Annotated in this window: 16 protein-coding genes; 7 read left to right on the forward strand and 9 right to left on the reverse strand. The window is 69.0% G+C overall.

Annotated elements, in window-relative coordinates:
• Nucleotides 1-90: 90 nt before the first annotated feature.
• Genes rpoC through rpoB form a run of 3 tightly spaced genes read right to left on the reverse strand, consistent with a single transcriptional unit; the run spans nucleotide 91 to nucleotide 9,184 of the window.
• Complete coding sequence (rpoC, locus tag CKY28_RS15015) at nucleotides 91-4,404, reverse strand: DNA-directed RNA polymerase subunit beta' (protein ID WP_095999149.1); 4,314 nt, start codon at nucleotides 4,402-4,404, stop codon at nucleotides 91-93.
• 11 nt (nucleotides 4,405-4,415) lie between these two features.
• Nucleotides 4,416-4,955 (reverse strand): hypothetical protein, encoded by a 540-nt coding sequence (locus CKY28_RS18370; RefSeq protein ID WP_141243954.1) that lies wholly within the window; start codon nucleotides 4,953-4,955, stop codon nucleotides 4,416-4,418.
• A 50-nt stretch (nucleotides 4,956-5,005) separates the two neighbouring features.
• Nucleotides 5,006-9,184 (reverse strand): DNA-directed RNA polymerase subunit beta, encoded by a 4,179-nt coding sequence (rpoB, locus tag CKY28_RS15020; protein WP_095999150.1) that lies wholly within the window; start codon nucleotides 9,182-9,184, stop codon nucleotides 5,006-5,008.
• A gap of 345 nt (nucleotides 9,185-9,529) precedes the next feature.
• Between rpoB and CKY28_RS18800 the strand changes: the two genes are divergently transcribed.
• On the forward strand, nucleotides 9,530-10,666 hold the full coding sequence (locus CKY28_RS18800; RefSeq protein ID WP_176473115.1) for a hypothetical protein: 1,137 nt from the start codon (nucleotides 9,530-9,532) through the stop codon (nucleotides 10,664-10,666).
• A gap of 178 nt (nucleotides 10,667-10,844) precedes the next feature.
• On the forward strand, nucleotides 10,845-12,437 hold the full coding sequence (locus CKY28_RS15030; RefSeq protein ID WP_095999151.1) for an ArnT family glycosyltransferase: 1,593 nt from the start codon (nucleotides 10,845-10,847) through the stop codon (nucleotides 12,435-12,437).
• A 193-nt stretch (nucleotides 12,438-12,630) separates the two neighbouring features.
• Here CKY28_RS15030 and rplL read toward each other — a convergent pair whose 3' ends face one another.
• Together rplL and rplJ are read right to left on the reverse strand one after the other, a co-directional pair.
• Nucleotides 12,631-13,011, reverse strand: a complete 381-nt coding sequence (gene rplL / locus CKY28_RS15035) for a 50S ribosomal protein L7/L12 (RefSeq protein ID WP_095999152.1) — start codon at nucleotides 13,009-13,011, stop codon at nucleotides 12,631-12,633.
• 96 nt (nucleotides 13,012-13,107) lie between these two features.
• Nucleotides 13,108-13,629, reverse strand: coding sequence for a 50S ribosomal protein L10 (gene rplJ / locus CKY28_RS15040; RefSeq protein ID WP_095999153.1), 522 nt, complete (start codon nucleotides 13,627-13,629; stop codon nucleotides 13,108-13,110).
• A 431-nt stretch (nucleotides 13,630-14,060) separates the two neighbouring features.
• Here rplJ and CKY28_RS15045 point away from each other — a divergent pair, with 431 nt between their 5' ends.
• From CKY28_RS15045 to CKY28_RS19295, 3 genes are all read left to right on the forward strand, one after another.
• The gene (locus tag CKY28_RS15045; protein ID WP_095999154.1) at nucleotides 14,061-16,595 is read left to right on the forward strand and encodes a PhoX family protein; all 2,535 of its coding nucleotides are present in this window, start codon (nucleotides 14,061-14,063) and stop codon (nucleotides 16,593-16,595) included.
• A gap of 217 nt (nucleotides 16,596-16,812) precedes the next feature.
• Nucleotides 16,813-17,682 (forward strand): MBL fold metallo-hydrolase, encoded by an 870-nt coding sequence (locus CKY28_RS15050; protein ID WP_095999155.1) that lies wholly within the window; start codon nucleotides 16,813-16,815, stop codon nucleotides 17,680-17,682.
• Nucleotides 17,683-17,859: 177 nt separating this feature from the next.
• Complete coding sequence (locus tag CKY28_RS19295; RefSeq protein ID WP_281253254.1) at nucleotides 17,860-17,994, forward strand: hypothetical protein; 135 nt, start codon at nucleotides 17,860-17,862, stop codon at nucleotides 17,992-17,994.
• A gap of 177 nt (nucleotides 17,995-18,171) precedes the next feature.
• Here the strand turns inward: CKY28_RS19295 and CKY28_RS15055 are convergent, their stop codons facing one another.
• The 4 genes from CKY28_RS15055 to rplK all read right to left on the reverse strand — a co-directional run bounded on the left by CKY28_RS15055 (nucleotide 18,172) and on the right by rplK (nucleotide 20,458).
• Nucleotides 18,172-18,753, reverse strand: a complete 582-nt coding sequence (locus CKY28_RS15055) for a hypothetical protein (protein WP_095999156.1) — start codon at nucleotides 18,751-18,753, stop codon at nucleotides 18,172-18,174.
• Nucleotides 18,754-18,890: 137 nt separating this feature from the next.
• The gene (locus CKY28_RS18805; RefSeq protein WP_095999157.1) at nucleotides 18,891-19,238 is read right to left on the reverse strand and encodes a hypothetical protein; all 348 of its coding nucleotides are present in this window, start codon (nucleotides 19,236-19,238) and stop codon (nucleotides 18,891-18,893) included.
• 91 nt (nucleotides 19,239-19,329) lie between these two features.
• Nucleotides 19,330-20,022: a 50S ribosomal protein L1 gene (gene rplA, locus CKY28_RS15065; RefSeq protein ID WP_095999158.1), complete on the reverse strand. Its 693-nt coding sequence runs from the start codon at nucleotides 20,020-20,022 to the stop codon at nucleotides 19,330-19,332.
• A gap of 4 nt (nucleotides 20,023-20,026) precedes the next feature.
• Complete coding sequence (rplK, locus tag CKY28_RS15070) at nucleotides 20,027-20,458, reverse strand: 50S ribosomal protein L11 (RefSeq protein WP_095999159.1); 432 nt, start codon at nucleotides 20,456-20,458, stop codon at nucleotides 20,027-20,029.
• A 144-nt stretch (nucleotides 20,459-20,602) separates the two neighbouring features.
• On the opposite strand from rplK, the gene CKY28_RS15075 reads away from it, so the two are divergent.
• Both CKY28_RS15075 and CKY28_RS15080 read left to right on the forward strand, forming a co-directional pair.
• A complete protein-coding gene (locus tag CKY28_RS15075) occupies nucleotides 20,603-21,520 on the forward strand; it encodes a hypothetical protein (RefSeq protein ID WP_095999160.1) in 918 nt (305 codons plus the stop codon).
• A gap of 324 nt (nucleotides 21,521-21,844) precedes the next feature.
• Nucleotides 21,845-22,420, forward strand: coding sequence for a hypothetical protein (locus CKY28_RS15080; protein ID WP_141243955.1), 576 nt, complete (start codon nucleotides 21,845-21,847; stop codon nucleotides 22,418-22,420).
• Nucleotide 22,421 lies beyond the last annotated feature (1 nt).

The following is a 22,421-nucleotide window of genomic DNA, read 5'->3' on the forward strand; positions in this document are numbered from 1 at the left end:
ACCGGAAGGCACGCCGTCCGGGCGCAAAAAGAAACCGCCGCCCGGGTCTCCCCGGACGGCGGCTCCTTCACCTCACGCCTGGCGCGGCGATCACTCGCCGTGGGGCAGGAACTCGGTCGCGTCGGGGCCGCGGTCGAGATACTCGCCCGCGTCCTCGTCCGTGCCGTGGCCCGAAGGCACCACGGCCGCCAGCGGGTCGTCGCCCGTGCCCACGTCGTCGCGCACCGAGCGCTGCTCCTCGGCGGCGCGGAGCTCGGCAGCACTTTCGGGGGCGACCAGCGCCGCCGCGAGGCTGCGCTGCTGCGCCCGGAGCGCCGCGTCGCGGCTGGACGCCGCCACGCGCAGGCGGTTCATGCCCGCGCCCGTGCCCGCCGGGATGAGCCGGCCGACGATGACGTTCTCCTTCAGGCCCATCAGCTCGTCGCGCTTGCCCTGGACCGCGGCTTCCGTGAGGACGCGGGTGGTCTCCTGGAACGACGCGGCCGAGATGAAGGACCGGGTCTGGAGCGACGCCTTGGTGATGCCGAGCAGGATCGGCTTGCCCTGCGCGCGCGCCTGGTTGGGCGCGAGCTTGTCGTTGATGGCGTCCATCTCCTCGCGATCGACCTGCTCGCCCGCCAAGAGCGTGGTGTCGCCGCCGTCGGTGATCTCGACCTTCTGCAGCATCTGGCGAACGATCACCTCGATGTGCTTGTCGTTGATCTTCACGCCCTGCAGTCGATAGACCTCCTGGATCTCCGACACGAGATACTCCGCCAGCGCCTCGACGCCGAGCACCTCCAGGATGTCGTGCGGATCGGGGCTGCCGCCGATCAGGTTGTCGCCGCGCTTGACGTAGTCGCCCTCCTGCACGTCGATGACCTTCGACTTCGGGATCAGGTACTCCACGACCTCCGAGCCGTCCTCGGGCTGGATGCCGATCTTGCGCTTGGCCTTGTAGTCCTTGCCGAACACGACGCGGCCCGAGACCTTGGCGATGATCGCGTTCTCCTTGGGCTTGCGCGCTTCGAACAGCTCCGCGACGCGCGGCAGACCGCCGGTGATGTCGCGGGTCTTGGCGCTCTCACGGCTGGCGCGCGCGAGCACGTCGCCCGCCTGCACCTGCGCCCCGTCCTCGACCGACAGCACGGTGCCGGGCGCGAGCAGGTAGCGCGCGGCCTCGCCCGCCTCGTCGGTGGTGAGCGTCAGGCGCGGACGCAGGTCCTCCTTCGACTTGCCCGTCTGGCGGAACTCGGTGACGACGCGCTGGGCGATGCCAGTCGCTTCGTCGACCTGCTCCGTCAGCGTGCGGTTCTCGATGAGGTCCTGGAACTTCACCACGCCCGCGGTCTCCGTGATCACCGGCATGGTGAACGGGTCCCACTCCGCCATGCGGTCGCCCTTGGACAGCATGTGGCCGTCGTCGAACGCCACATAGGCGCCGTAGGGGATCCGGTGCGAGGAGAGCTCGCGGCCGTCCATGTCGACGATCACGATCTCGCCCGAGCGGCTCAGCACGACGCGGCGGCCGCGCTGGTCCACGATCACGCGCAGGTCGCGATACTGGGCGGTGCCGTCGACCGGCGCCTCCAGGTTCGACTGCTCGTTCAGCTGCGCCGCGCCGCCGATGTGGAAGGTGCGCATCGTCAGCTGCGTGCCCGGCTCGCCGATCGACTGGGCGGCGATGACGCCCACCGCCTCGCCGATGTTGACGGGCGTGCCGCGGGCGAGGTCGCGCCCGTAGCACTTGCCGCACACGCCGATCTTCGACTCGCAGATGAGCGGCGAGCGGATCTTCATGCCCTGGAGCCCGATCGCCTCGATCTGCGCCACCATCGGCTCGTCGAGCAGCGTGCCCGACGGGATCACCACCGCGTTCGACTTCGGATCGACCACGTCCTCGGCCGTGGTGCGGCCCAGGATGCGCTCGCCGAGCGAGGCGATGGTGGAGCCGCCCTGGACGATGGCCTTCATCTCCAGCGCGCGCTCGGTGCCGCAATCGTCCTCGATCACGACGCAGTCCTGGGACACGTCGACGAGGCGGCGGGTCAGGTATCCCGAGTTCGCCGTCTTGAGCGCCGTGTCGGCCAGACCCTTGCGGGCGCCGTGCGTCGAGTTGAAGTACTCAAGGACGGTCAGGCCTTCCTTGAAATTCGAGATGATCGGCGTCTCGATGATCTCGCCCGACGGCTTGGCCATGAGGCCGCGCATGCCGGCGAGCTGCTTGATCTGAGCCTGCGAACCGCGGGCGCCCGAGTGCGCCATCATGTAGATCGAGTTGATCGGCTTCTCGCGGCCGGTCTCCTCGTCGCGCTTCACCGCCTTGATCTCGTTCATCATGGCCGCGGCCACCTGGTCGCCGCAGCGGCTCCAGGCGTCGATCACCTTGTTGTACTTCTCCTGCTGCGTGATCAGGCCGTCCTGATACTGCTGCTCGAAGTCCTTCACGAGCGCGCGGGTCTCGTCGACCAGCGCCACCTTCTCGTTCGGGATGATCATGTCGTCCTTGCCGAACGAGATGCCGGCCTTGAACGCGTGCCGGAAGCCCAGCGCCATGATGGCGTCGGCGAACAGCACCGTCTCCTTCTGGCCGGTGTGGCGGTACACCTCGTCGATGACGTCGCCCACGTCCTTCTTGGTGAGGAGGCGGTTGACGATCTCGAAGGGCACCTTGTGGCTCTTGGGCAGCGTCTCGCCGAGCAGCATGCGGCCCGGCGTCGTCTCGACGCGCTTCAGATACTCGACGCCGTTCTCATCGACCTGCGGCACGCGGCTGGTGATCTTGGTGTGCAGCGTCACCGCACCCGCGTTCAGCGCCTGGTGCACCTCCGACATATCACCGAGCAGCATGCCCTCGCCGGGCTCGCCCTGCTTCTCCATCGACAGGTAGTACAGACCCAGCACCATGTCCTGCGACGGCACGATGATGGGCTTGCCGTTGGCGGGGCTGAGGATGTTGTTGGTCGACATCATCAGCACGCGCGCCTCGAGCTGCGCCTCGAGGGACAGCGGCACGTGCACGGCCATCTGGTCGCCGTCGAAGTCGGCGTTGAACGCCGAGCAGACGAGCGGGTGCAGCTGGATCGCCTTGCCCTCGATCAGCACCGGCTCGAACGCCTGGATGCCCAGGCGGTGCAGCGTCGGCGCGCGGTTGAGCATGACGGGGTGCTCGCGGATCACCTCGTCCAGGATGTCCCAGACCTCCTTGCGCTCCTTCTCCACCCACTTCTTCGCCTGCTTGAGCGTCATGCTCAGGCCCTTGGCGTCGAGGCGCGCGTAGATGAACGGCTTGAACAGCTCGAGCGCCATCTTCTTCGGCAGGCCGCACTGGTGCAGCTTGAGCTCGGGGCCCGTCACGATGACCGAGCGGCCCGAATAGTCGACGCGCTTGCCGAGCAGGTTCTGGCGGAAGCGGCCCTGCTTGCCCTTGAGCATGTCGGACAGCGACTTCAGCGGACGCTTGTTGGCGCCCGTGATCGTGCGGCCGCGGCGGCCGTTGTCGAACAGCGCGTCGACGGCCTCCTGCAGCATGCGCTTCTCGTTGCGCACGATGATGTCCGGCGCGCGCAGCTCCATCAGCCGCTTCAGGCGGTTGTTGCGGTTGATGACGCGGCGGTACAGGTCGTTCAGGTCCGACGTCGCGAAGCGGCCGCCGTCGAGCGGCACCAGCGGGCGCAGCTCGGGCGGGATGACCGGCACGACCTCCAGAATCATCCACTCGGGCCGGTTGCCCGACTCGATGAAGGACTCGACGACCTTCAGCCGCTTGATGATCTTCTTGGGCTTCAGCTCGGACTTGGTCGTGGCGAGCTCCTGGAGCAGCTGCTCCTTCTCGCCCTCGAGATCCAGGCTCTCGAGCATGATGCGCACGGCTTCCGCGCCGATGCCGGCCGAAAAGGCGTCCTCGCCATACTCGTCCTGCGCCTCCAGCAGCTCGTCCTCGGAGAGCAGCTGGTACTTCTCCAGCGGCGTCAGGCCCGGCTCGATGACGATGTAGTTCTCGAAATAGAGCACGCGCTCCAGCTGCTTCAGCTGCATGTCGAGCAGCAGGCCGATGCGGCTGGGCAGCGACTTCAGAAACCAGATGTGCGCGACGGGTGCTGCGAGCTCGATATGGCCCATGCGCTCGCGGCGGACCTTGGAGACGGTCACCTCCACGCCGCACTTCTCGCACACGATGCCCTTGTACTTCATGCGCTTGTACTTGCCGCACAGGCACTCGTAATCCTTGATCGGACCGAAGATGCGCGCGCAGAACAGGCCGTCACGCTCGGGCTTGAACGTGCGGTAGTTGATCGTCTCCGGCTTCTTGATCTCGCCGAAGCTCCAGGAGCGGATCTTGTCGGGCGACGCGATGCCGATCTGGATCTGATCGAAGGTCTCGGGCTTCGCGATCGGATTGGCGAAGGGGGTCATCTCGTTCATGCGCAATTCCCTTAGAGGGGTTTGTTCTTTGCAAGTGCCGCAACGGCACCGATGAAAGTCAGCAGTATTAGGACGATAGCAATGCTTCGGGACGACGGGCTAGTAACGAGTTCATGCAGTAAGTAGCCGGAAGCGACGAGCCCCGCGATCCAGTACTTCAGAGGAACAGCCCGAGATAAAGTAAGCGACTCTCTTGCCAAATGAAGGATATTCCTTTCTTCCGGCAACCAAGACTCCTTCATCCCAATTGATCGTTGAAACTTGCGCAGCTCCGCCATTCCGCGATGCCGTTCGTTCCGAACGTCGGTACGGAACGTCTGACTATCAAGGTACGACTTGATCGCTTTGGCTTGGCCAGCTGCCTCAATGAGGTCTCGACCATCGCCCCTAGGAACGAGCCCCACCTTAGCCATGACTTGCTGGAGATTTGCCCAGCGGCCATTTACGCTAGCGGCAAAGTACTCCTGCACCGACCAATGCCCGTCATAAGTGAGTACGAGGCCGTCCTTCTCCAGGTGAAGGACAGTGTCCGAACCGTTCGGCTCGGTCACCGTCCAACCCTGGTCAATAAGGCCTTCGTACTGCGACGGCACTGCGTCTGTTACTCCGCCGCCTCGGCGAAGCCGTCGTCCGTAGCCTCTTCCATCGACTTCAGGTCGACGTTGAGGCCCAGCGAGCGCATCTCCTTGACGAGCACGTTGAAGCTCTCGGGGATGCCGGCCTCGAACGTATCGTCGCCCTTGACGATCGCCTCGTAGACCTTGGTGCGGCCGACCACGTCGTCGGACTTCACCGTCAGCATCTCCTGCAGCGTATAGGCCGCGCCGTACGCCTGGAGCGCCCACACCTCCATCTCGCCGAAGCGCTGGCCGCCGAACTGCGCCTTGCCGCCCAGCGGCTGCTGGGTGACGAGCGAGTAAGGGCCGATGGAGCGGGCGTGGATCTTGTCGTCCACCAGGTGGTGCAGCTTGAGCATGTAGATGATGCCCACCGTCACCTTGCGGTCGAACTTCTCGCCCGTGCGGCCGTCGAACAGGTCCGACTGGCCCGACGGGTCGAGACCCGCCAGCTCCAGCATCTCCGCCACGTCCGCCTCGACCGCGCCGTCGAACACGGGGGTGCCCATCGGTACGCCCGGCTTCAGGTTCTCGGCCAGCTCGACGATCTCCTGAGGCTGACGCGACTGGATGTCGTCGGCGTAGTGCTCGCCATAGATGGTGAGCAGCCGCTCCTTGACCGCGTCGGGCATCGCGCCGCCCTGCGCGTTGGGGTTGGCCTCACGCCACTCCTCCAGCGCGTGCGCCACCTGCTGACCCAGGCCGCGGGCGGCCCAGCCCAGATGCGTCTCGAAGATCTGCCCGACGTTCATGCGCGACGGCACGCCCAGCGGGTTGAGCACGAGGTCCACCGGCGTCCCGTCGGCGAGGAACGGCATATCCTCCTGCGGCAGGATGCGGCTGATCACGCCCTTGTTGCCGTGGCGGCCGGCCATCTTATCGCCCGGCTGCAGCTTGCGCTTCACCGCGACGAACACCTTGACCATTTTGAGCACGCCCGGCGGCAGCTCGTCGCCCCGCTCCAGCTTCTCGCGGCGGTCCTCGAACTTCTCGCGAATGCCCTTGGCCGCCTCGTCATACTGCGCCTTGACGGCCTCCAGGTCCGCCTGGACGCGGTCGTCCTGCACGGCGAACTTCCACCACTCGTGGCGGTCGACCGAGTCCAAGAGGTCCTGGTCGATCGTGGAGCCCTTCTTGACGCCCTTGGGCGCGGCGGTCGCGACTTGGCCGATCAGCATCTCGCGCAGCCGCGACCAGGTCGCGCGGTTCAGGATCAGCCGCTCGTCGTCCGAGTCCTTGCGCAGGCGCTCGATCTCCTCGCGCTCGATCGCCAGCGCACGCTCGTCCTTGTCGATGCCGTGGCGGTTGAAGACGCGCACGTCGACGATCGTGCCCGACACGCCCGGCGGCAGGCGGAGCGACGTGTCGCGCACGTCGGACGCCTTCTCGCCGAAGATCGCGCGGAGCAGCTTCTCCTCCGGCGTCATCGGGCTCTCGCCTTTGGGCGTGATCTTGCCGACCAGGATGTCGCCCGGCTCGACCTCGGCGCCGACATAGACGATGCCCGCCTCGTCGAGGTTGCGCAGCGCCTCCTCGCCGACGTTCGGGATGTCGCGGGTGATGTCCTCCGGCCCGAGCTTGGTGTCGCGGGCCATCACCTCGAACTCGTCGATATGGATCGACGTGAACACGTCGTCCTTCACGATCCGCTCGGAGATGAGAATCGAGTCCTCGTAGTTATACCCGTTCCACGGCATGAACGCGACCAGCGCGTTGCGGCCGAGCGCCAGCTCGCCGAACTCGGTCGAGGGACCGTCGGCCAGCACGTCGCCCTCGCGCACCACGTCGCCCACCTTCACCAGCGGGCGCTGGTTAATGCAGGTCGACTGGTTGGAGCGCTGGAATTTCATCAGGCGGTAGATGTCGACGCCCGACTTGCCCGCCTCGACCTCGCCGGTCGCGCGGATCACGATGCGGGTCGCGTCCACCTGGTCCACCACGCCCGCGCGGCGGGCGGCGATGGCGGCGCCCGAGTCGCGCGCGACCGTCTCCTCCATGCCCGTGCCGACGAACGGCGCCTCGGCCTTGACGAGGGGGACCGCCTGGCGCTGCATGTTCGAGCCCATCAGCGCGCGGTTGGCGTCGTCGTTCTCCAGGAACGGGATCAGCGACGCGGCGACCGACACGAGCTGCTTCGGCGACACGTCCATCAGCGTGATCGTCTCGGGCAACGCGTTCAGGAACTCGCCCGCTTGGCGCGCGGAGACCAGCTCTTCGGCGAAGCTGCCGTCCGGGTTCAGCTCGGCCGACGCCTGCGCGATCGTGTGCTTGGCCTCCTCCATCGCCGACAGGTAGACGACCTCGTTGGTCACCTTGCCGTCGATGATGCGGCGGTACGGCGTCTCGATGAAGCCGTACTTGTTGACGCGGCTGAACGACGCGAGGCTGTTGATCAGACCGATGTTCGGGCCTTCCGGCGTCTCGATCGGGCAGATGCGGCCGTAGTGCGTCGGGTGCACGTCGCGGACCTCGAAGCCGGCGCGCTCGCGGGTGAGGCCGCCCGGCCCGAGCGCCGAGACGCGGCGCTTGTGCGTCACTTCGCTGAGCGGGTTCGTCTGGTCCATGAACTGCGACAGCTGCGACGAGCCGAAGAACTCGCGCACCGCGGCGACCGCAGGCTTCGCGTTGATCAGGTCGTTGGGCATCACGGTCGACACGTCGACCGAGCTCATGCGCTCCTTCACCGCGCGCTCCATGCGGAGCAGGCCGACGCGATACTGGTTCTCGAGCAGCTCGCCCACCGAACGCACGCGGCGGTTGCCGAGATTGTCGATGTCGTCGATCTCGCCCTTGCCGTCCTTGAGGTCGACCAGCGTCTTGATGACGGCCAGGATGTCCTCGGTCCGGAGCGTCGTCACCGTGTCCGGCGCGTCGAGGTCGAGGCGCATATTGAGCTTGACGCGGCCCACCGCCGACAGGTCGTAGCGGTCCGGATCGAAGAACAGGCCGGCGAACAGCGACTCCGCCGTCTCCAGCGTCGGCGGCTCGCCGGGGCGCATCACGCGGTAGATGTCGGACAGCGCCTGCTCGCGCTCCTCCGCCTTGTCGGCCTTCAGCGTGTTGCGGATCCACGGACCCGTCGAGACATGGTCGATGTCGAGCAGCTCGACGGTGGTGATCCCCGCACGGTCGAGCTTCTCGAGGTTCTCCGGCGACATCTCGTCACCGGCCTCGACATAGATCTCGCCCGTCGCCTCGTTGATGAGGTCGTAGGCCGAGTAGCGCCCGTAGATCTCCTCGGTGGGGATCAGCAGGTCGGTGAGGCCGTCCTTGGCCGCCTTGTTCGCGGCGCGCGGGCTGATCTTCTGGCCGGCGGCGAAGACCACCTCGCCCGAGTTCGCGTCGACGATGTCGTAGGACGGCTTGGCGCCGCGCCAATTCTCCGCCTGGAACGGGATCTTCCAGCCGCCCTCTCCGCGGACGAAGGTCAGGCGGTTGTAGAAATAGTTGAGGATCTCCTCGCCGTTCATGCCCAGCGCGTAGAGCAGCGCCGTCACGGGGAGCTTGCGCTTGCGGTCGATGCGGACGTTGACGATGTCCTTGGCGTCGAACTCGAAGTCGAGCCACGAGCCGCGGTACGGGATCACGCGCGCGGCGAACAGGTACTTGCCCGACGCGTGCGTCTTGCCGCGGTCGTGGTCGAACAGCACGCCCGGCGAGCGGTGCATCTGGCTGACGATGACGCGCTCGGTGCCGTTGATGAAGAAGGTGCCGTTCTCCGTCATGAGCGGCATGTCGCCCATGTAGACGTCCTGCTCCTTGATATCGATGACCGACTTGGCCTCGGTATCCGGATCCACTTCGAACGCGGTCAGACGCAGCGTCACGCGCATCGGGGCGGCGTAGGTGATGCCGCGCTGGCGGCACTCCTCCACGTCGAACTTCGGGTCCTCGAGGACGTAATCGTCGAAGTCGAGATAGGCGGTTCCGGCGAAGTCCTGGATCGGGAACACGGAGCGCAGCGTCTTCTCCAGGCCCGACACGTGGCCGGTGGCCTTGTCGGAGCGGAGGAACTGCTCGTAGCTCTCGCGCTGGACCTCGATCAGGTTCGGCATCTGCACCACTTCGTGCACGTTGCCGAAGACCTTGCGGATGCGCCGCTTCGCGGTGCCGCCCTTCGCTTCGACCCGAGCCGTGCCGCCGTCGATCGCCTTGGTCGCCATAGATGTATTTGCCTCGCCAGCCGTAAATCTCTGTCCCGGAGCCCCGGAACCGGACGCGACGAAAGACGCCGAAAGGCCGACCGCATCGTGGTGCGTCGGCTTCGGGCGTCCTGGAACCGATGATCCCCCATCCGTATGATGCGCTGCGCGACGGCGCGTCATTTCCCGGGAACCGCGGTGAGGGGGCTATCTAGGCGCTTGCACCCCCCTGTCAACACCCGCGCGCTTGATCGCGGCCGCCGGCGCTACTACTCGTCGCGCCCGAACGGTCGTCCCGCCGCACGGCCGCTGGCGCGGCGGGGACGGACGGGCGACGGCCGGCCCTTCATCTCGAGGAACGATCCCATGACCTCCCCGCGACGGCGCGCGCTCCTCGCCACCGCCGCCCTGATCCTGCCGGCGACCGCGCCCGCGCAGACCGCGCCGCAAACGCCGCCCCAGACCATCCCCGGGCTGGAGGATTACAGCCTTCCCGGCACGCCGACCCCGACGCCGACGCCCGTACCCACCCCGATGCCCGCGCCGACGCCCACTCCCGCACCCGTGGAGATGCCGACGCCCGCGCCGACGCCCACCGCCCGCGCGACCCCGCGCGCCGTGCCGACGCCCGCACCGGCCCCGGTGGCGAGCCCGACACCCACGCCCGTTCCGGTTCCCACGGCCGAGGCCGCCCCCGCGTCGCTCCCGAGTCCGACGCCCGAGCCCAAGCCGGTCCCGGCGGAGCGGGAAGGGGAGGGCGGCCTGCTCTTGCCGATCGGCGGCGCGGCGGTCGTTGCCGCGGCGGCCGCGGCCTGGTTCCTGCGCCGACGCCGGCGCGAAACGCCGCTCGTGCCGGAGGTGCCCGCCGCTGCGCCGCCCGAGTCCGTCGCCCGACCCGAGCCGCCCACGTCCGCCGTCACCCCGTCACCGCCGCCCGCGCCCGCCGCCACCCCGCCCGAGCCCGAGCCGCAGTTCCTCGCCCGACCCGCGCCGGCCGGCCCCCGCGCGCGGCTCGCGCTGGAGCTCCGCCCGTCGCGCGCGGGCGTCAACATGGTCACCGCCACCGTCGAGGCGGAGGTCGCGCTGACCAACACGGGCGACGCGCCCGCGGAAGGCGTGCGGCTCGGCGTCGCGCTGCTCAGCGCGCATGCCGGCCAGGACGCCGAGCTCGCCGACTTCTACGCCCGCCCGATCGCCCGCCCCGCGGCCGCGCCCTTCGCGCTCCAGCCCGGCGAGACGCGCCGCGTCCGCGCCGTCGCCGTGCTGCCGCACGAGGCGATCAAGGTCATGACCGCCGCGGGACGCGAGATGTTCGTGCCCGTGGTCGCCGTGAACGCGCTCTACCGCGCCGGATCGGGCGTGGACGGCCAGACCGCCCAGGCCTTCGCCGTCGGCGTGGAGCGCGTGGACAGCCCCAAGCTCGCGCCCTTCTGGCTCGACCGCCCGACGCGCACCACCGACCAGGTCGCGGCGCGGCCCCACGCGGCGGCGCTGGAGCGCTAGGCGCGCCGCGGGAGAAGAGCCGGTCGCCGCGCCGATGCCGACCGACGGGCGCCCGCCGGCATCCGCCAAGGTTGGAGGGCCCACTTGGAGGGATCGGCCGCAACTCGACGAGCCGGCATCCGCCCGCGCGCCTTCGGCCGCCGCACCCCGTTAAACCTTTGTTCGCCATGACGGTGCGATGTGGTCGCGGACCAACAGCCGGGCGAGCAAGTCGGTGCCGATACCCGTTCGAGCCGCCGCCGTGCGGCCGATCCGAGCCAGATGCGGGGCCGCGCTCGCGTGCGGAGCGCTGCTGCTCGCGTGCGCGGCGTTCATGTTCGTGGACCGCACGGTTCCGCCGATCATCATCTGGGACGAGTCCCGCCTGGCGGTGAACGCCCTGGAGATGCACCAGCGCGGCTGGGGCCTGGTGACGACCTTCGGCTTCGCGCCCGATCTCTGGAACACCAAGCCGCCGCTGATGATCTGGCTGATGACCGCGTCGATCCGCCTGTTCGGCGCCTCGGAGCTCTCGCTGCGGCTGCCGGCGATGGTCGCGGCGCTGGGGACGCTCGCGATCGTCTTCGCGTTCGTACGGCGCGCGACGCATTCCGTCCCGACGGCGGCGCTCGCCGTCGCGCTGCTCGCCGCCAGCGTCGGCTTCTACGGCGAGCATGGCGCGCGCACCGGCGACTACGACGCGCTGCTCTGCTTCTTCACGACCGCCTATCTCGCGCTCCTCCACGCCGCGGTGCACCGTCCCTGCCCGCGCCGGCGGACCCTGCTCGCGGTTGGCGTCCTGGTCGCGGGCGCGACGATGACGAAGACGGCTGCCGGGTTGATCCCCGGCTTCGGGGTGGCGCTCTACCTGCTCGCCTGCGGCAGGCTCCGTCGCGCCTTCACCTGGCGCTACGTCCTGCTCGTGCCGCTGGCGCTCGTGCCGCTGGCGGCCTTCTACCTGCTGCGCGAGCGCCTGGCGCCGGGCTATCTCGAGGCCGTCTGGTACAACGACTTCGCCGGCCGCTTGAGCGGCGAGGTGATGCACCAGGACGACTCGCCGTTCTACTACTTGCGGGTGCTGCTCCTCGGCGGCCTGTTCAGCGCGGGGCCGCTCGCGCTGCTCGCGCCGGCCGGGTTGGCGGGACCGAGGGGCCGGGCGCGCCAGGCGCTCGTCTTCGCCTTGTGCTGCGTCGCGGGGCAGCTCCTGCTCGTGACGGTGATCGGCACCCGGCTTCCCCAGTACATCCTGCCCGCCCTGCCGTGGCTCGCGGTCGCGTGCGCCATCACCGTAGGGCGGCGGCTCCCGCGCTTCCTGGGCTTCGTCGGCGCGGGGCGACCGACCTGGGCGCAGCTGGCGCTGCCGTCGGCCTTGGTGGCGGCCGCGGTGGTCAACATCGGCGTGCGCACCGCGGGCATGCGGTACGACCTGCTCCTGGACCGCGCCTATTACCCCCAGGCGAGCTACGGCGTCCTGCTCGCGTCGCTCTTTGAGCGCGGCGTGCGCCGCGTCGCCGTCGTGGAGCCGGGGTTCGACCTCGGCGTGCTGCGGGCCTACCAGCCGCAGCTCCACTTCTACGCCCTGCTCTGGCGCGAGCGGGGATTGGAGGTCACCCGGTACGAGGCGCCGCCGCAGCGGGAGGGCGGGGAGGTCATGGCCAGCTGCGATCCGGACCTGGGCCGGGCGCTGCTGTCGCGGGGAGGGGGTTTGCTCGAGGTGTCCGGCTGCGTCGCCAGCATGCCGCCGACGGCGGGCGGCGCACCCACGCCGCGAAAGAAAAGCGGCCCCGGCTGACCGGAGCCGCTTGTTCTCTGCTCAAGCCGTCATGGGAGAGTGGAAGGTCGATCATGCCCCCGGCATGATCTGAACGATGCGGGGCATCGTTCACCTTCCGCCCCCGTGACGTCGGACGGTGCGCGGGGCGCACCGCCGGCCGGCCTTGGGCGGGTGCGGTTCGGCGGGGCTGAACCGTCTCCCACCCTGCGGCTTACTTCAGCTCGACGGTCGCGCCGGCATCCTCGAGCTGCTTCTTGATCTTCTCGGCCTCGTCCTTGTTCACGCCTTCCTTGACGGCCTTGGGCGTGCCCTCGACCAGCGCCTTCGCCTCGGTCAGGCCGAGACCGGTGATCGCGCGGACCTCCTTGATGACGTTGATCTTCTTGCCGCCGTCGCCCGTCAGGATGACGTCGAACTCGGTCTTCTCTTCCGCCGCGGGAGCGGCCGCGCCGCCACCACCGGCGGCCGGAGCGGCGGCCACGGCCGCGGCGGCCGAAACGCCCCACTTCTCTTCGAGCATCTTGGACAGCTCGGCCGCCTCGAGGACGGTGAGCGTGCTGAGCTGGTCAACCAGCGAGTTCAGGTCTGCCATTTTCTACTTCCTCTAAAATCGTCCCGACGAAGGCCGGGATGCTTCGGTTCACATCGGTCCTAAAACCTGCAGCGAAGTACCACTTCGCTGCGAGAACTAGGCGGCTTCCTTGTCCTTCTCGGCGTAGGCCGCGAGCACGCGGGCCAGCTGCGCCGCCGGCGCCTGGGCGATGGTCGCGAGCTTGGTCGCGGGCGCCTGCACGAGGCCCACGATCTTCGCCCGGAGCTCGTCCAGCGACGGCAACGTCGCCAGCGCCTGCACGCCGGCCACGTCGAGAACGGTCGCGCCCATGGCCCCGCCGACGATTTCGAACTTGTCGTTCGTCTTCGCGAAGTCGACCGCCACCTTGGCGGCCGCGACGGGGTCGGTCGACGTCGCCAGACCGACGGGGCCGGTCAGCATGTCGCTGAGCCCCGTATAGTCCGTGCCGTCGAGCGCGATCCTGGCAAGCCGGTTCTTCGAGACCTTGTAGACGGCGCCCGCCTCCCGCATGCGGGTGCGCAGCGTCGTCGACTGCGCCACCGTCATTCCGAGATTGCGGGTGACGACCACCACGCCCACCTCGGAAAAGGTGCGGTTGAGCTCGGCCACGGCCTCGGTCTTCTGAGCACGATCCATGCCATTCTCCACACTTGGACCCGCGGCCGAAACCTCGGGTCCGGTTACGAACCGGGAGGCGGAAACACCCGCCAACCGGGTGTCCGAAGGGGCATGGGAACCGACGCGCTGCTTGAGAGCGCGGCAGACCGGCGGGCGAACCCTGCCGGCGAAATCCTATCCCCGTCTCGGCGGGAGATTAAGCTCGGGGCAGATCCCCGGGCACCCGCTGTCTCGGACGGAACTTCGACGGGCGAAACCCGTGAAGTGCGGGCGGGCCATTAGCCGAACGGAAGCGGCGGCGCAAGCTGCCCGCGCGGCTCGCCGTCACCGTCCCGTCACCGCGCCGTCACGCCCGCGTCCCCGATCCGCAACGGCCCCGTCGCTTTCGCGCCCCACAAGCCCGACCGGGGCCGGACGACCGGCGCGGGACATCTTAGAGGGGCAGGCACATGGCGGACCATCTCGGGCCTTCGTCGATGTATGACGACGGCGACAACGACGTTAACGCGACCGCCAACCCGCATCTCGGCGACATCGTCGCCCGGCGCTACTCCCGCCGGCAGACCCTGTTCGGCGGCATGTCGGCCATCTCGGCGGCGGCGATCGGGCCGATGCTCCTGGCCGGGTGCGGCGACGACGGCGACGACGGCGCGAACTTGAGCGTGACCGCCGGCCAGAACGCCGCCACCGCCTCCGGCCGCACTGTGATGCTGACGGGCACGACGTCCGACGGCGTCGCCACGGGCGTCTGGACGCAGCTCGACGGTCCGCCCGTCAGCTTCGGCCCGGGCGCCACCGCCAACGCGGTCACCTTCACCGCGCCCAGCGTCGCGGCCGCGACGTCGATGACGTTCCGCTTCGCCGCGCTCTCGTCGTCGGTGTTCGCGGACACCACCGTCACCGTTCAGCCCGCGCAGCTCGGCTTCACGGCGGTGGCCAAGAACCTGAACGATACCGTGACCGTGCCCGAGGGCTACACGGTGACCGTGCTCTACCGGCTGGGCGATCCGATCAACGCGGCGACTCCGGCTTACGCCAACAACGGCACCGATACGGACTTCGCGGCGCGCGCAGGCGACCATCACGACGGCATGAGCTTCTTCGGCCTGGCCGCGACCGGCAACGCGCCCGACCCGTCCAACTCGTCGCGCGGCCTGCTCGCGCTCAACCACGAGAACATCACCCAGCGCTATCTCCACCCCAACGGTCCCACCGGCACGCGCGCCGGCGAGGTCCGCCCGGAGGCCGAGGCAATCAAGGAGATCGAGGCGCACGGGCTGTCGATCATCGAGGTCAGCCGCGCCGCGAACGGCACCTGGAGCTACAACCAGGCCTCCGCGCTCAACCGCCGCATCACGCCGCTCACGCCGACGCAGATCAGCGGGCCGGTGCGCGGCAACGCGCTGGTCCGCACCGCCTTCTCGCCCGACGGCACGGCGGGCCGCGGCACCATCAACAACTGCGCCAACGGCTACACGCCGTGGAACACCTACCTCACCGCCGAGGAGAATTGGGCGGGCTACTTCCGCCGCGACGCGAGCGACACCGCGCTGCGGAGCAGCAAGGTGAACGCGCTCCTCGCCCGCTATGGCGGCGGCGGCGAGCGTCCCGGCAGCTACCGCTGGGCGTTCGTCCAGCCCGCCGCGGGCGTGTCCGACACGCGCTTCGCGAAGTGGAACATCACCTCGCAACCGGGTGCGGCCGCCGACGGCACGCAGGACTTCCGCAACGAGGTGTTCCAGTACGGCTGGATCGTCGAGGCCGACCCGTTCAGCCCGACCTCGACCCCGCGCAAGCGCACCGCCTTGGGCCGCATGAACCATGAGGGCGCGTGGCCCGGCCGCTTCGTCGCCGGCGTGCGCCCCGCCTGGTACATGGGCGACGACGCGCAGAACGAGTATATCTACAAGTTCGTGAGCGCCGCGACCTGGAGCGCCGCGGACGCGACAGCCGCCGACCGGCTCGCCACCGGCGACAAGTATCTCGATTCCGGCACGCTCTACGTCGCCCGCTTCGACGCCGACGGCACGGGCGTGTGGCTGCCGCTCGTCTTCGGCCAGGGTCCGCTGACCGCGGCCAACGCGACCTACGCCTTCGACAACCAGGCGGACGTGCTGCTCGCCACGCGCATCGCCGCCGACCTGCTCGGCGCGACGCGCATGGACCGGCCGGAATGGACCGCGGTCAACCCGGCCACCGGCGAGATGTACTGCACGCTGACGAACAACAGCTCGCGCCGCCCCGCCAACGTCAACGCCGCCAACCCCCGCGCGTACCTCGACGTGAAGCTGCCGCAGGGCGATACGGTCAACGCCGACCCGCCCACCGCCTCCCAGGCGACGCGTGGCAACGCTAACGGCCACATCGTCCGCCTGCGCGAGCAGGGCGACACCACGGAGGCGACGCGCTTCACCTGGGACGTCTACGCGTATGGCGCGGGCGCGGACCTCGACCGCCGGAACGTCAACCTGTCCGGCCTGGACGCCACCAACGACTTCTCGTCGCCCGACGGCCTGTGGTTCTCGCGCCCGACCAATGCGGGCGGCCTCGTCAACCCGCTCCTCTGGGTGCAGACGGACGACGGCGCGTACACGGACGTGACGAACTGCATGATGCTCTTGGGCCAACCCGGCCGCGTCGGCGACGGCACGACGGCCGACATCACCAACCGGGTGGTCGAGACGAACGGCACCGTCCTGACGGGCACCGCCACCGCCCGCGTCGGCGCGCTTCCCGGCCAGGCGCTCCGCCGCTTCCTGGTGGGACCGAAGGAGTGCGAAATCACCGGCATCGACTCGACCCCCGACGGCCGCTCGATCTTCGTCAACATCCAGCACCCAGGCGAGGACGCTGCCGACCCGAACCGCCCGACGAGCAACTGGCCCGCGAACCAGGGCACCGGGACATTGAACCCAACAGGCCCGCGGCCCCGGTCGGCGACGATCGTGATCACCAAGAATGACGGTGGGGTGGTCGGCCTCTAACCCCGCCGTTCCTCCCCGGAACGGGGAGGGGGACCATGCGAAGCATGGTGGAGGGGCGGTTGCGAAGGGCGGCTCCCGTCGCAACCGCCCCTCCACCACTCGCTTCGCGAGCGATTCCCCTCCCCAGCAAGCTAGGGAGGATCAGGCTAACCCATATCAGCCCGTGAACCCGCACCTCTCCCCTTCGTTCGCTTGCCCACGAACAGGGAGAGCCCCCATGCGCATCCACCACCTCAACTGCGGCAACGACTGCCCCGTCGGCGGCGCCATCTTCGACGGCAAGTCATTAGGCCCGCTCGGCCACCTCGTCGGCCACTGCCTCTTGATCGAGACCGACGCGCACGGCCTCGTCCTCGTCGACACGGGCTTCGGCCTCAAGGACGTGGCGCACCCGCACGACCCGCCCGCGCGCATCCCGCGCTTCTTCCGCGGCCTCCTCAACATCCGCCTGCGCGAAGAGGACACCGCCGCCCGCCAGATCGAAGCCCTGGGCTTCAAACGCGACGACGTCCGCCACATCGTCATCACGCATCTGGACTTCGACCACGCCGGCGGCATCGAGGACTTCCCAGGCGCCGCCGTCCATCTCATGGCCGACGAATATTCGGCGGCGAACGGCCCCAAGCGCGGCTTCATCCCCAACGAACGCTACCGCCCGCGCCAGTGGAACGAGGTCACCGACTGGCGCACTTACGCGGCCAAGGCGGGCGGGGAGGGGTGGTTCGGCTTCGACGCGGTGCGCGACCTGGACGGCCTGCCGCCCGAGATCCTGCTGGTGCCGCTGCCCGGCCACACCTGGGGCCATGCCGGCGTCGCGGTCCGTCGCGACGATGGCCACTGGCTGCTCCACGCCGGCGACGCCTATTTCTACCGCGGCGAGGTCCGGAGCGACCGCCGCCGCTGCACGCCGGGCCTGCGCGCCTACCAGACGATGATGGAGGTCCACCGCGAGCAGCGATTGGAGAACCAGGCCCGCGTCCGCCGCCTGTCGGTCGAGCGCCGCGACGAGGTGCAGGTGGTCTGCGCACACGATCCGGTCGAGTTCGAGCGGTGCGCGGCGCAGGGCGGCTTGCGCCAGCGCAGCTGACGCAAGACTCGCCCAAGCCCGGCCGGCGGCTTGCGCGCAAGCCGTTCGGCCTGGGTCCCCGCAAAGTAATACTTTGCGGGGTGGCTTAACGTCAGGGGCGAGGCCGCCCTCGCCCCGTCCGATATTCGCAAAACCTCCTCCGCATCCGCGCGTTGTCGCCCGCGAAAGGAGACCGCCATGCCCGACCCGACCACCCCGCCCGCCGACGAGGACCGCCCGCAGCGGCCGGAGACGCCCATGACGCCCTCGCCCGCGCCTGAGACGGAGCATGTGGAGGAGGAAGGCGACCCGCTGGGCGCCAACTTCGCCTGAGGCGAGGCCCGTGAGCGCTGCTTACGGACCGGTGCGCACGGCGCACGCCGAAAGCTGGCCGGCCTCGGGCCAGCCCGAGGACCGACGACGCGGGATTTGCTCCCGCGTCCCCGGCCGGCGGGCGGCGAGGCCGACCCGTCCGACGGCGCGGGGCCGCCCCCCGCGCCGTCTCCCGGGTTACGCCTTGAGCAAGCTCAGCTGCCCCTGCTGCCCAGCGGACATCGCCGCCTGCACGTACGCGCTCCCCGCGACGATCTCGGCAGCGGTGGGGCGCTTGGCCGTCGCCGCCTCGGCCCGGACCTCCTCGGTCTTCGCCTCGACCGAGGGGACGCGCGTCGCCGTGCCGTCGTCGGCGGTCGAGCCGGCACGGACGGCGGCTTGGCCGCGCGCGGCGAACACCGGGTCGAAATAGTCGCGGACCTCGCCCACGACCGACGCGGCCGCGCGCTGGACCGCGCGGTTGCGGATCACGCTCTCCGTCGCGGTCCCGACGCCGGTCACGAGCTGCTGGAGCGGGCTCGGCTCCGACGGCGCGGTCGGTCCGGTCGTCGGCTCGGCGGGCGGGCTCGTCGGCGGCTCGGAGCCGGACGGCCCGCCCGAGGGCTGCGGCTGCGGCTGCGGCGCGGGCTCGTTCGACGGCGGCGGCGCGGGCGGCGTCGGTTCCTTCTTCTTGTCCTCCTCGGCCTTCTTGGCGTTGTACGCGTTGACCAGAGTCTGCCAGACGCTGGTGGAGCCGGACGTGCCGGAGACGGTGCTCATGTTCGTTCCCCTGGTTGCCTGCCGAGTCGTTTACGCTTCAGGACTGAAGGGAAGCCGAGCGAACGCGTTTACTTTTCGATTAGGCATGCCGGCGTATGGCTGGGCCGCCTGGGAAGGGGACGCCGCGCCGACCCCGGTCAGATCACCTGGAAGCTCCCGCTGGTGATCGCGGTGCCCGGCGCGACCAGCGCGAACGGCACGGCCGCGCCCGCCCCGTCGCCGTCGGCGTCGTACAGCAACCGCCCCGTGCCCGCGTCGTAGAGGATGCGGTCGTCCGCGTCGGCTGCGGCCGTGCCCGCCACGAACTCGCCCGCCTCCAGGCTCGGGCCGACCGCGAAGATGGCGGACGCCAGCCCGACCCGGTCGCCCGCCCCGAAGTCGCTGATCGCGTCCGCGTTGTCGGCCGCCGGCGCGGCCGTGAAGTCCAACCGGTCGGCGCTCGCACCCGAGCCGCCGTTGAGCACGCTGCGGCCGTAATTGGCCACGATCGCCTGGCCGACGAAGTTGCCGATCAGAAACGAAAAGGGCCGGGATCGCTCCCGGCCCTTCCCGTCTCACAACCTGGGGCTGGGCACGTTACGCGCCCTGCACCTGGCCCACGTCGATGCGGATGCCCGGGCCCATCGAGGACGACACCGCGATCTTCTTGACGTACTTGCCCTTCGCGCCAGACGGCTTGGCGCGGACCACCGCGTCGACCAGCGCGTCGAAGTTGGCGCGCAGGTCCTCCGCCGGGAAGCTCGCCTTGCCGATGCCGGAATGGATGATGCCCGCCTTCTCGACGCGGTACTCCACCTGGCCGCCCTTGGCGTCTTTGACAGCCTGGGCGACGTTCATGGTGACGGTGCCGAGCTTGGGGTTCGGCATCAGGCCCTTGGGACCCAGCACCTTACCCAGGCGACCGACGACGCCCATCATGTCGGGCGTCGCGATGCAGCGGTCGAAATCGATCGTGCCGCCCTGGACCAGCTCCATCAGGTCCTCCGCGCCCACCACGTCGGCGCCCGCCTCGCGCGCCTCGTCCGCCTTGGGACCGCGCGCGAACACGCCCACGCGCACCGTCTTGCCGGTGCCCTTGGGCAGGTTGACGACGCCGCGGACCATCTGGTCGGCGTGCCGGGGGTCGACGCCCAGGTTCATCGCGACCTCGATCGTCTCATCGAACTTGGCGGTGGCGAACTGCTTGGCGAGGCCGATCGCCTCGTCGACGCCGTGCAGCTGCTCCGGCGACACGTTCCACGTCTTCTGCTTCTTGGTCAGCTTGGCCATGTGCTTAGCCCTCCATCACTTGGAGGCCCATCGCGCGCGCGGAGCCTTCGATGATCTTCGTCGCCGCCTCGATGTCGTTGGCGTTGAGGTCCTTCATCTTGACCTCGGCGATCTGGCTGAGCTGCGCCCGCGTGATGCGGCCCGCGCTCGTCTTGCCCGGCTCCTTGGAGCCCGACTTCAGGTTCAGCGCCTTCTTGATGAGATAGGTCGCCGGCGGCGTCTTGGTCTCGAAGGAGAAGGAGCGGTCGGCGTAGACGGTGATCTTGGTGGGCAGCGGCGTGCCCTTCTCCATGTCGGCCGTCTGCGCGTTGAACGCCTTGCAGAACTCCATGATGTTGACGCCGCGCTGACCCAGCGCGGGCCCGATCGGCGGCGCGGGCTTGGCGTCGCCGGCGGGCACCTGCAGGTTGATATAGCCCGTGATCTTCTTTGCCATAGGTCACTCTGTTCCAAGTTTAGCGGTCCAGACGGACGCGAAGCGTCCTCCCGCATGGTTTCCGTAGCGAGGCTAGGGAGCGCGCGCACATAGCTGCGGCCGGCCCCGCTTGCAATGTTGGAGATCCCTTGCTCCACCCTGGCGATGCCGCGCCGAACCTGCCCCCGCACGCAAGCGCTCGAGAACCAGTCCTTCCTCCGAGCCCTGCGCGAGACCGGCAACGCGCGCGAGGCCGCCAGGGCCGTCGGCCTGTCGCGCACCCGCTTCACCAAGCGCCGCGCCGCCGACCCCGCCTTCGCCGCCGAGTGGGATGCCGCGCTCGTGCTGGCGCAGGCCGGCCTCAAGGGCCTGCGCATGGCCGCCGCCGCGAGCCCAAGCGCGCTCCGCCCCACGCCCGTGCGCGTCGGCGGGCAGGGCAAGGTCCAGCTCCGCCGCCCGGCCGCGAACGCCAAGCTCACCCGCGATCACGAGCAGCGCTTCCTGCTGGCGCTGTCCGCGTCCGCCAACGTCCGCCTCGCCAGCGCCGCCGCCGGCCTCAGCCACGCCACCTTCTACGCGCGCAAGCGCCGCTCCCGCGCCTTCGCCCGCGAGTGGCGCGCGGCGCTTGAACAGGGCTATGCCCGCGTCGAGATGGCCGCCGTCGCCGCCGCGGACCCCGACTCCTATCGGGACGACGCGTGGTCGCACAATCACCCGCCGGAGCTCCCGCCCATGACGGCGGCCCAGGCGCTCCAGCTCCTCTACCTCCACCAGAAGGAGGTGCGGCTCGCCCACGAGCCCGCCGCGGTCAAGCGCCGCCGCGGCGAGCCCGACGAGGTCTATTGGGAGCGCGTCCATGCCATCCGCGAAGCGCGCGCCGACGCCGCGCGCGAGGACTTCCGCCGCGCGGAGGCGATGCGCCAGGTGCATGGGGAAGGGTCGCCGTATCACCGGTGGGTGGTGATGCCCGATTTGTCGCAGGTGGGCGGGTGGTCAAAGGCGGACCCTGACAAGCCGGCGCACGATCCGGGGCGGGCGCTGTTCGGCGGGTGGCGGATACGGGATTGGGAGGAGGGTCAGTGATAATCTTGACCCATTTGCAGCCGCTCAGAGGAGTTGGAGCGCTCCCCGAAAGCGGACACAGGTTCAGCTTCTCGTTTTCTGCTCAGGTAGGCCGCGGGAGCGACTCGCGCGCAGCAGTCAACAGACGAGCAGAGAGGACGACGTGCCACAGTCATGAAGCAGAGCGGGTATCCGCCAAATTACACAGAAAAGTTCGGGTTTGTAGCGTGCTTCGCCGTCAATCCCCGGTCTGCTCTTCCAAACGGAAAGCCTGAAAACCGCTGTTGGTCTCTTTGCTCGTTCGGCCTAAACTACGCAGCTGGCGGTGGCGAGATGAGGCGCAGGATGTTCGACGGCTTCCCAAAATCCAAGTTTAACATCGTAACGTCCGAAGGCGTGTTGCGCGGAACCACGGAGGCCATTGCCACTGGCAAGGAAATCATCGTTCCTGATCAGAACGTGATCATTCAACCGGGTGACGAGATGCGTAGGACGCTGCCGAATGGAACGGACGAGACATTCGACGTGATTGATCCTGTGTTCATGCAGGAGACGTTTGGCATCCCAGGCCACTTCCAAGTGAAGGTTCGCAAAAAGGGAATGTTTCCCCACGGCACGGGAGGAAACTACACAATAAGCGTCACGGGGCCGAACTCGCGCGTCAACATCGGATCGACCGATCAATCTACTAACATAAACATTGACCAGAGTGTCATCTCGAAAGTACGCCAGGCTATTACTGCACAAGTTGAGGATAACGCAGAGCGGGCTGCGCTTCTCAGCGCTTTGGCGGACATGGAAAGTGCGGGGGACAAGTCCGCTTTGAGTGCTGCTTACCAGCGGTTCATCTCCTCGGCTGCCAACCACATGAGCGTCATCGCGCCGTTCCTGCCCGCGCTTGGCCAGATGTTCGGCGGCTGAG

Origin of the sequence: Sphingomonas lenta (assembly GCF_002288825.1) — a bacterium.
Taxonomy (GTDB): Bacteria; Pseudomonadota; Alphaproteobacteria; order Sphingomonadales; family Sphingomonadaceae; genus Sphingomonas; species Sphingomonas lenta.

Bases quoted from the DNA above. Each gene is read 5' to 3' on its own strand.
- rpoC (WP_095999149.1), bottom strand. From the start codon at position 4,404: ATGAACGAGATGACCCCCTTCGCCAATCCGATCGCGAAGCCCGAGACC.
- rpoB (WP_095999150.1), bottom strand. From the start codon at position 9,184: ATGGCGACCAAGGCGATCGACGGCGGCACGGCTCGGGTCGAAGCGAAG.
- CKY28_RS18800 (WP_176473115.1), top strand. From the start codon at position 9,530: ATGACCTCCCCGCGACGGCGCGCGCTCCTCGCCACCGCCGCCCTGATC.
- CKY28_RS15030 (WP_095999151.1), top strand. From the start codon at position 10,845: ATGTGGTCGCGGACCAACAGCCGGGCGAGCAAGTCGGTGCCGATACCC.
- rplL (WP_095999152.1), bottom strand. From the start codon at position 13,011: ATGGCAGACCTGAACTCGCTGGTTGACCAGCTCAGCACGCTCACCGTC.
- rplJ (WP_095999153.1), bottom strand. From the start codon at position 13,629: ATGGATCGTGCTCAGAAGACCGAGGCCGTGGCCGAGCTCAACCGCACC.
- CKY28_RS15045 (WP_095999154.1), top strand. From the start codon at position 14,061: ATGGCGGACCATCTCGGGCCTTCGTCGATGTATGACGACGGCGACAAC.
- CKY28_RS15050 (WP_095999155.1), top strand. From the start codon at position 16,813: ATGCGCATCCACCACCTCAACTGCGGCAACGACTGCCCCGTCGGCGGC.
- CKY28_RS19295 (WP_281253254.1), top strand. From the start codon at position 17,860: ATGCCCGACCCGACCACCCCGCCCGCCGACGAGGACCGCCCGCAGCGG.
- CKY28_RS15055 (WP_095999156.1), bottom strand. From the start codon at position 18,753: ATGAGCACCGTCTCCGGCACGTCCGGCTCCACCAGCGTCTGGCAGACT.
- rplA (WP_095999158.1), bottom strand. From the start codon at position 20,022: ATGGCCAAGCTGACCAAGAAGCAGAAGACGTGGAACGTGTCGCCGGAG.
- rplK (WP_095999159.1), bottom strand. From the start codon at position 20,458: ATGGCAAAGAAGATCACGGGCTATATCAACCTGCAGGTGCCCGCCGGC.
- CKY28_RS15075 (WP_095999160.1), top strand. From the start codon at position 20,603: ATGCCGCGCCGAACCTGCCCCCGCACGCAAGCGCTCGAGAACCAGTCC.
- CKY28_RS15080 (WP_141243955.1), top strand. From the start codon at position 21,845: ATGTTCGACGGCTTCCCAAAATCCAAGTTTAACATCGTAACGTCCGAA.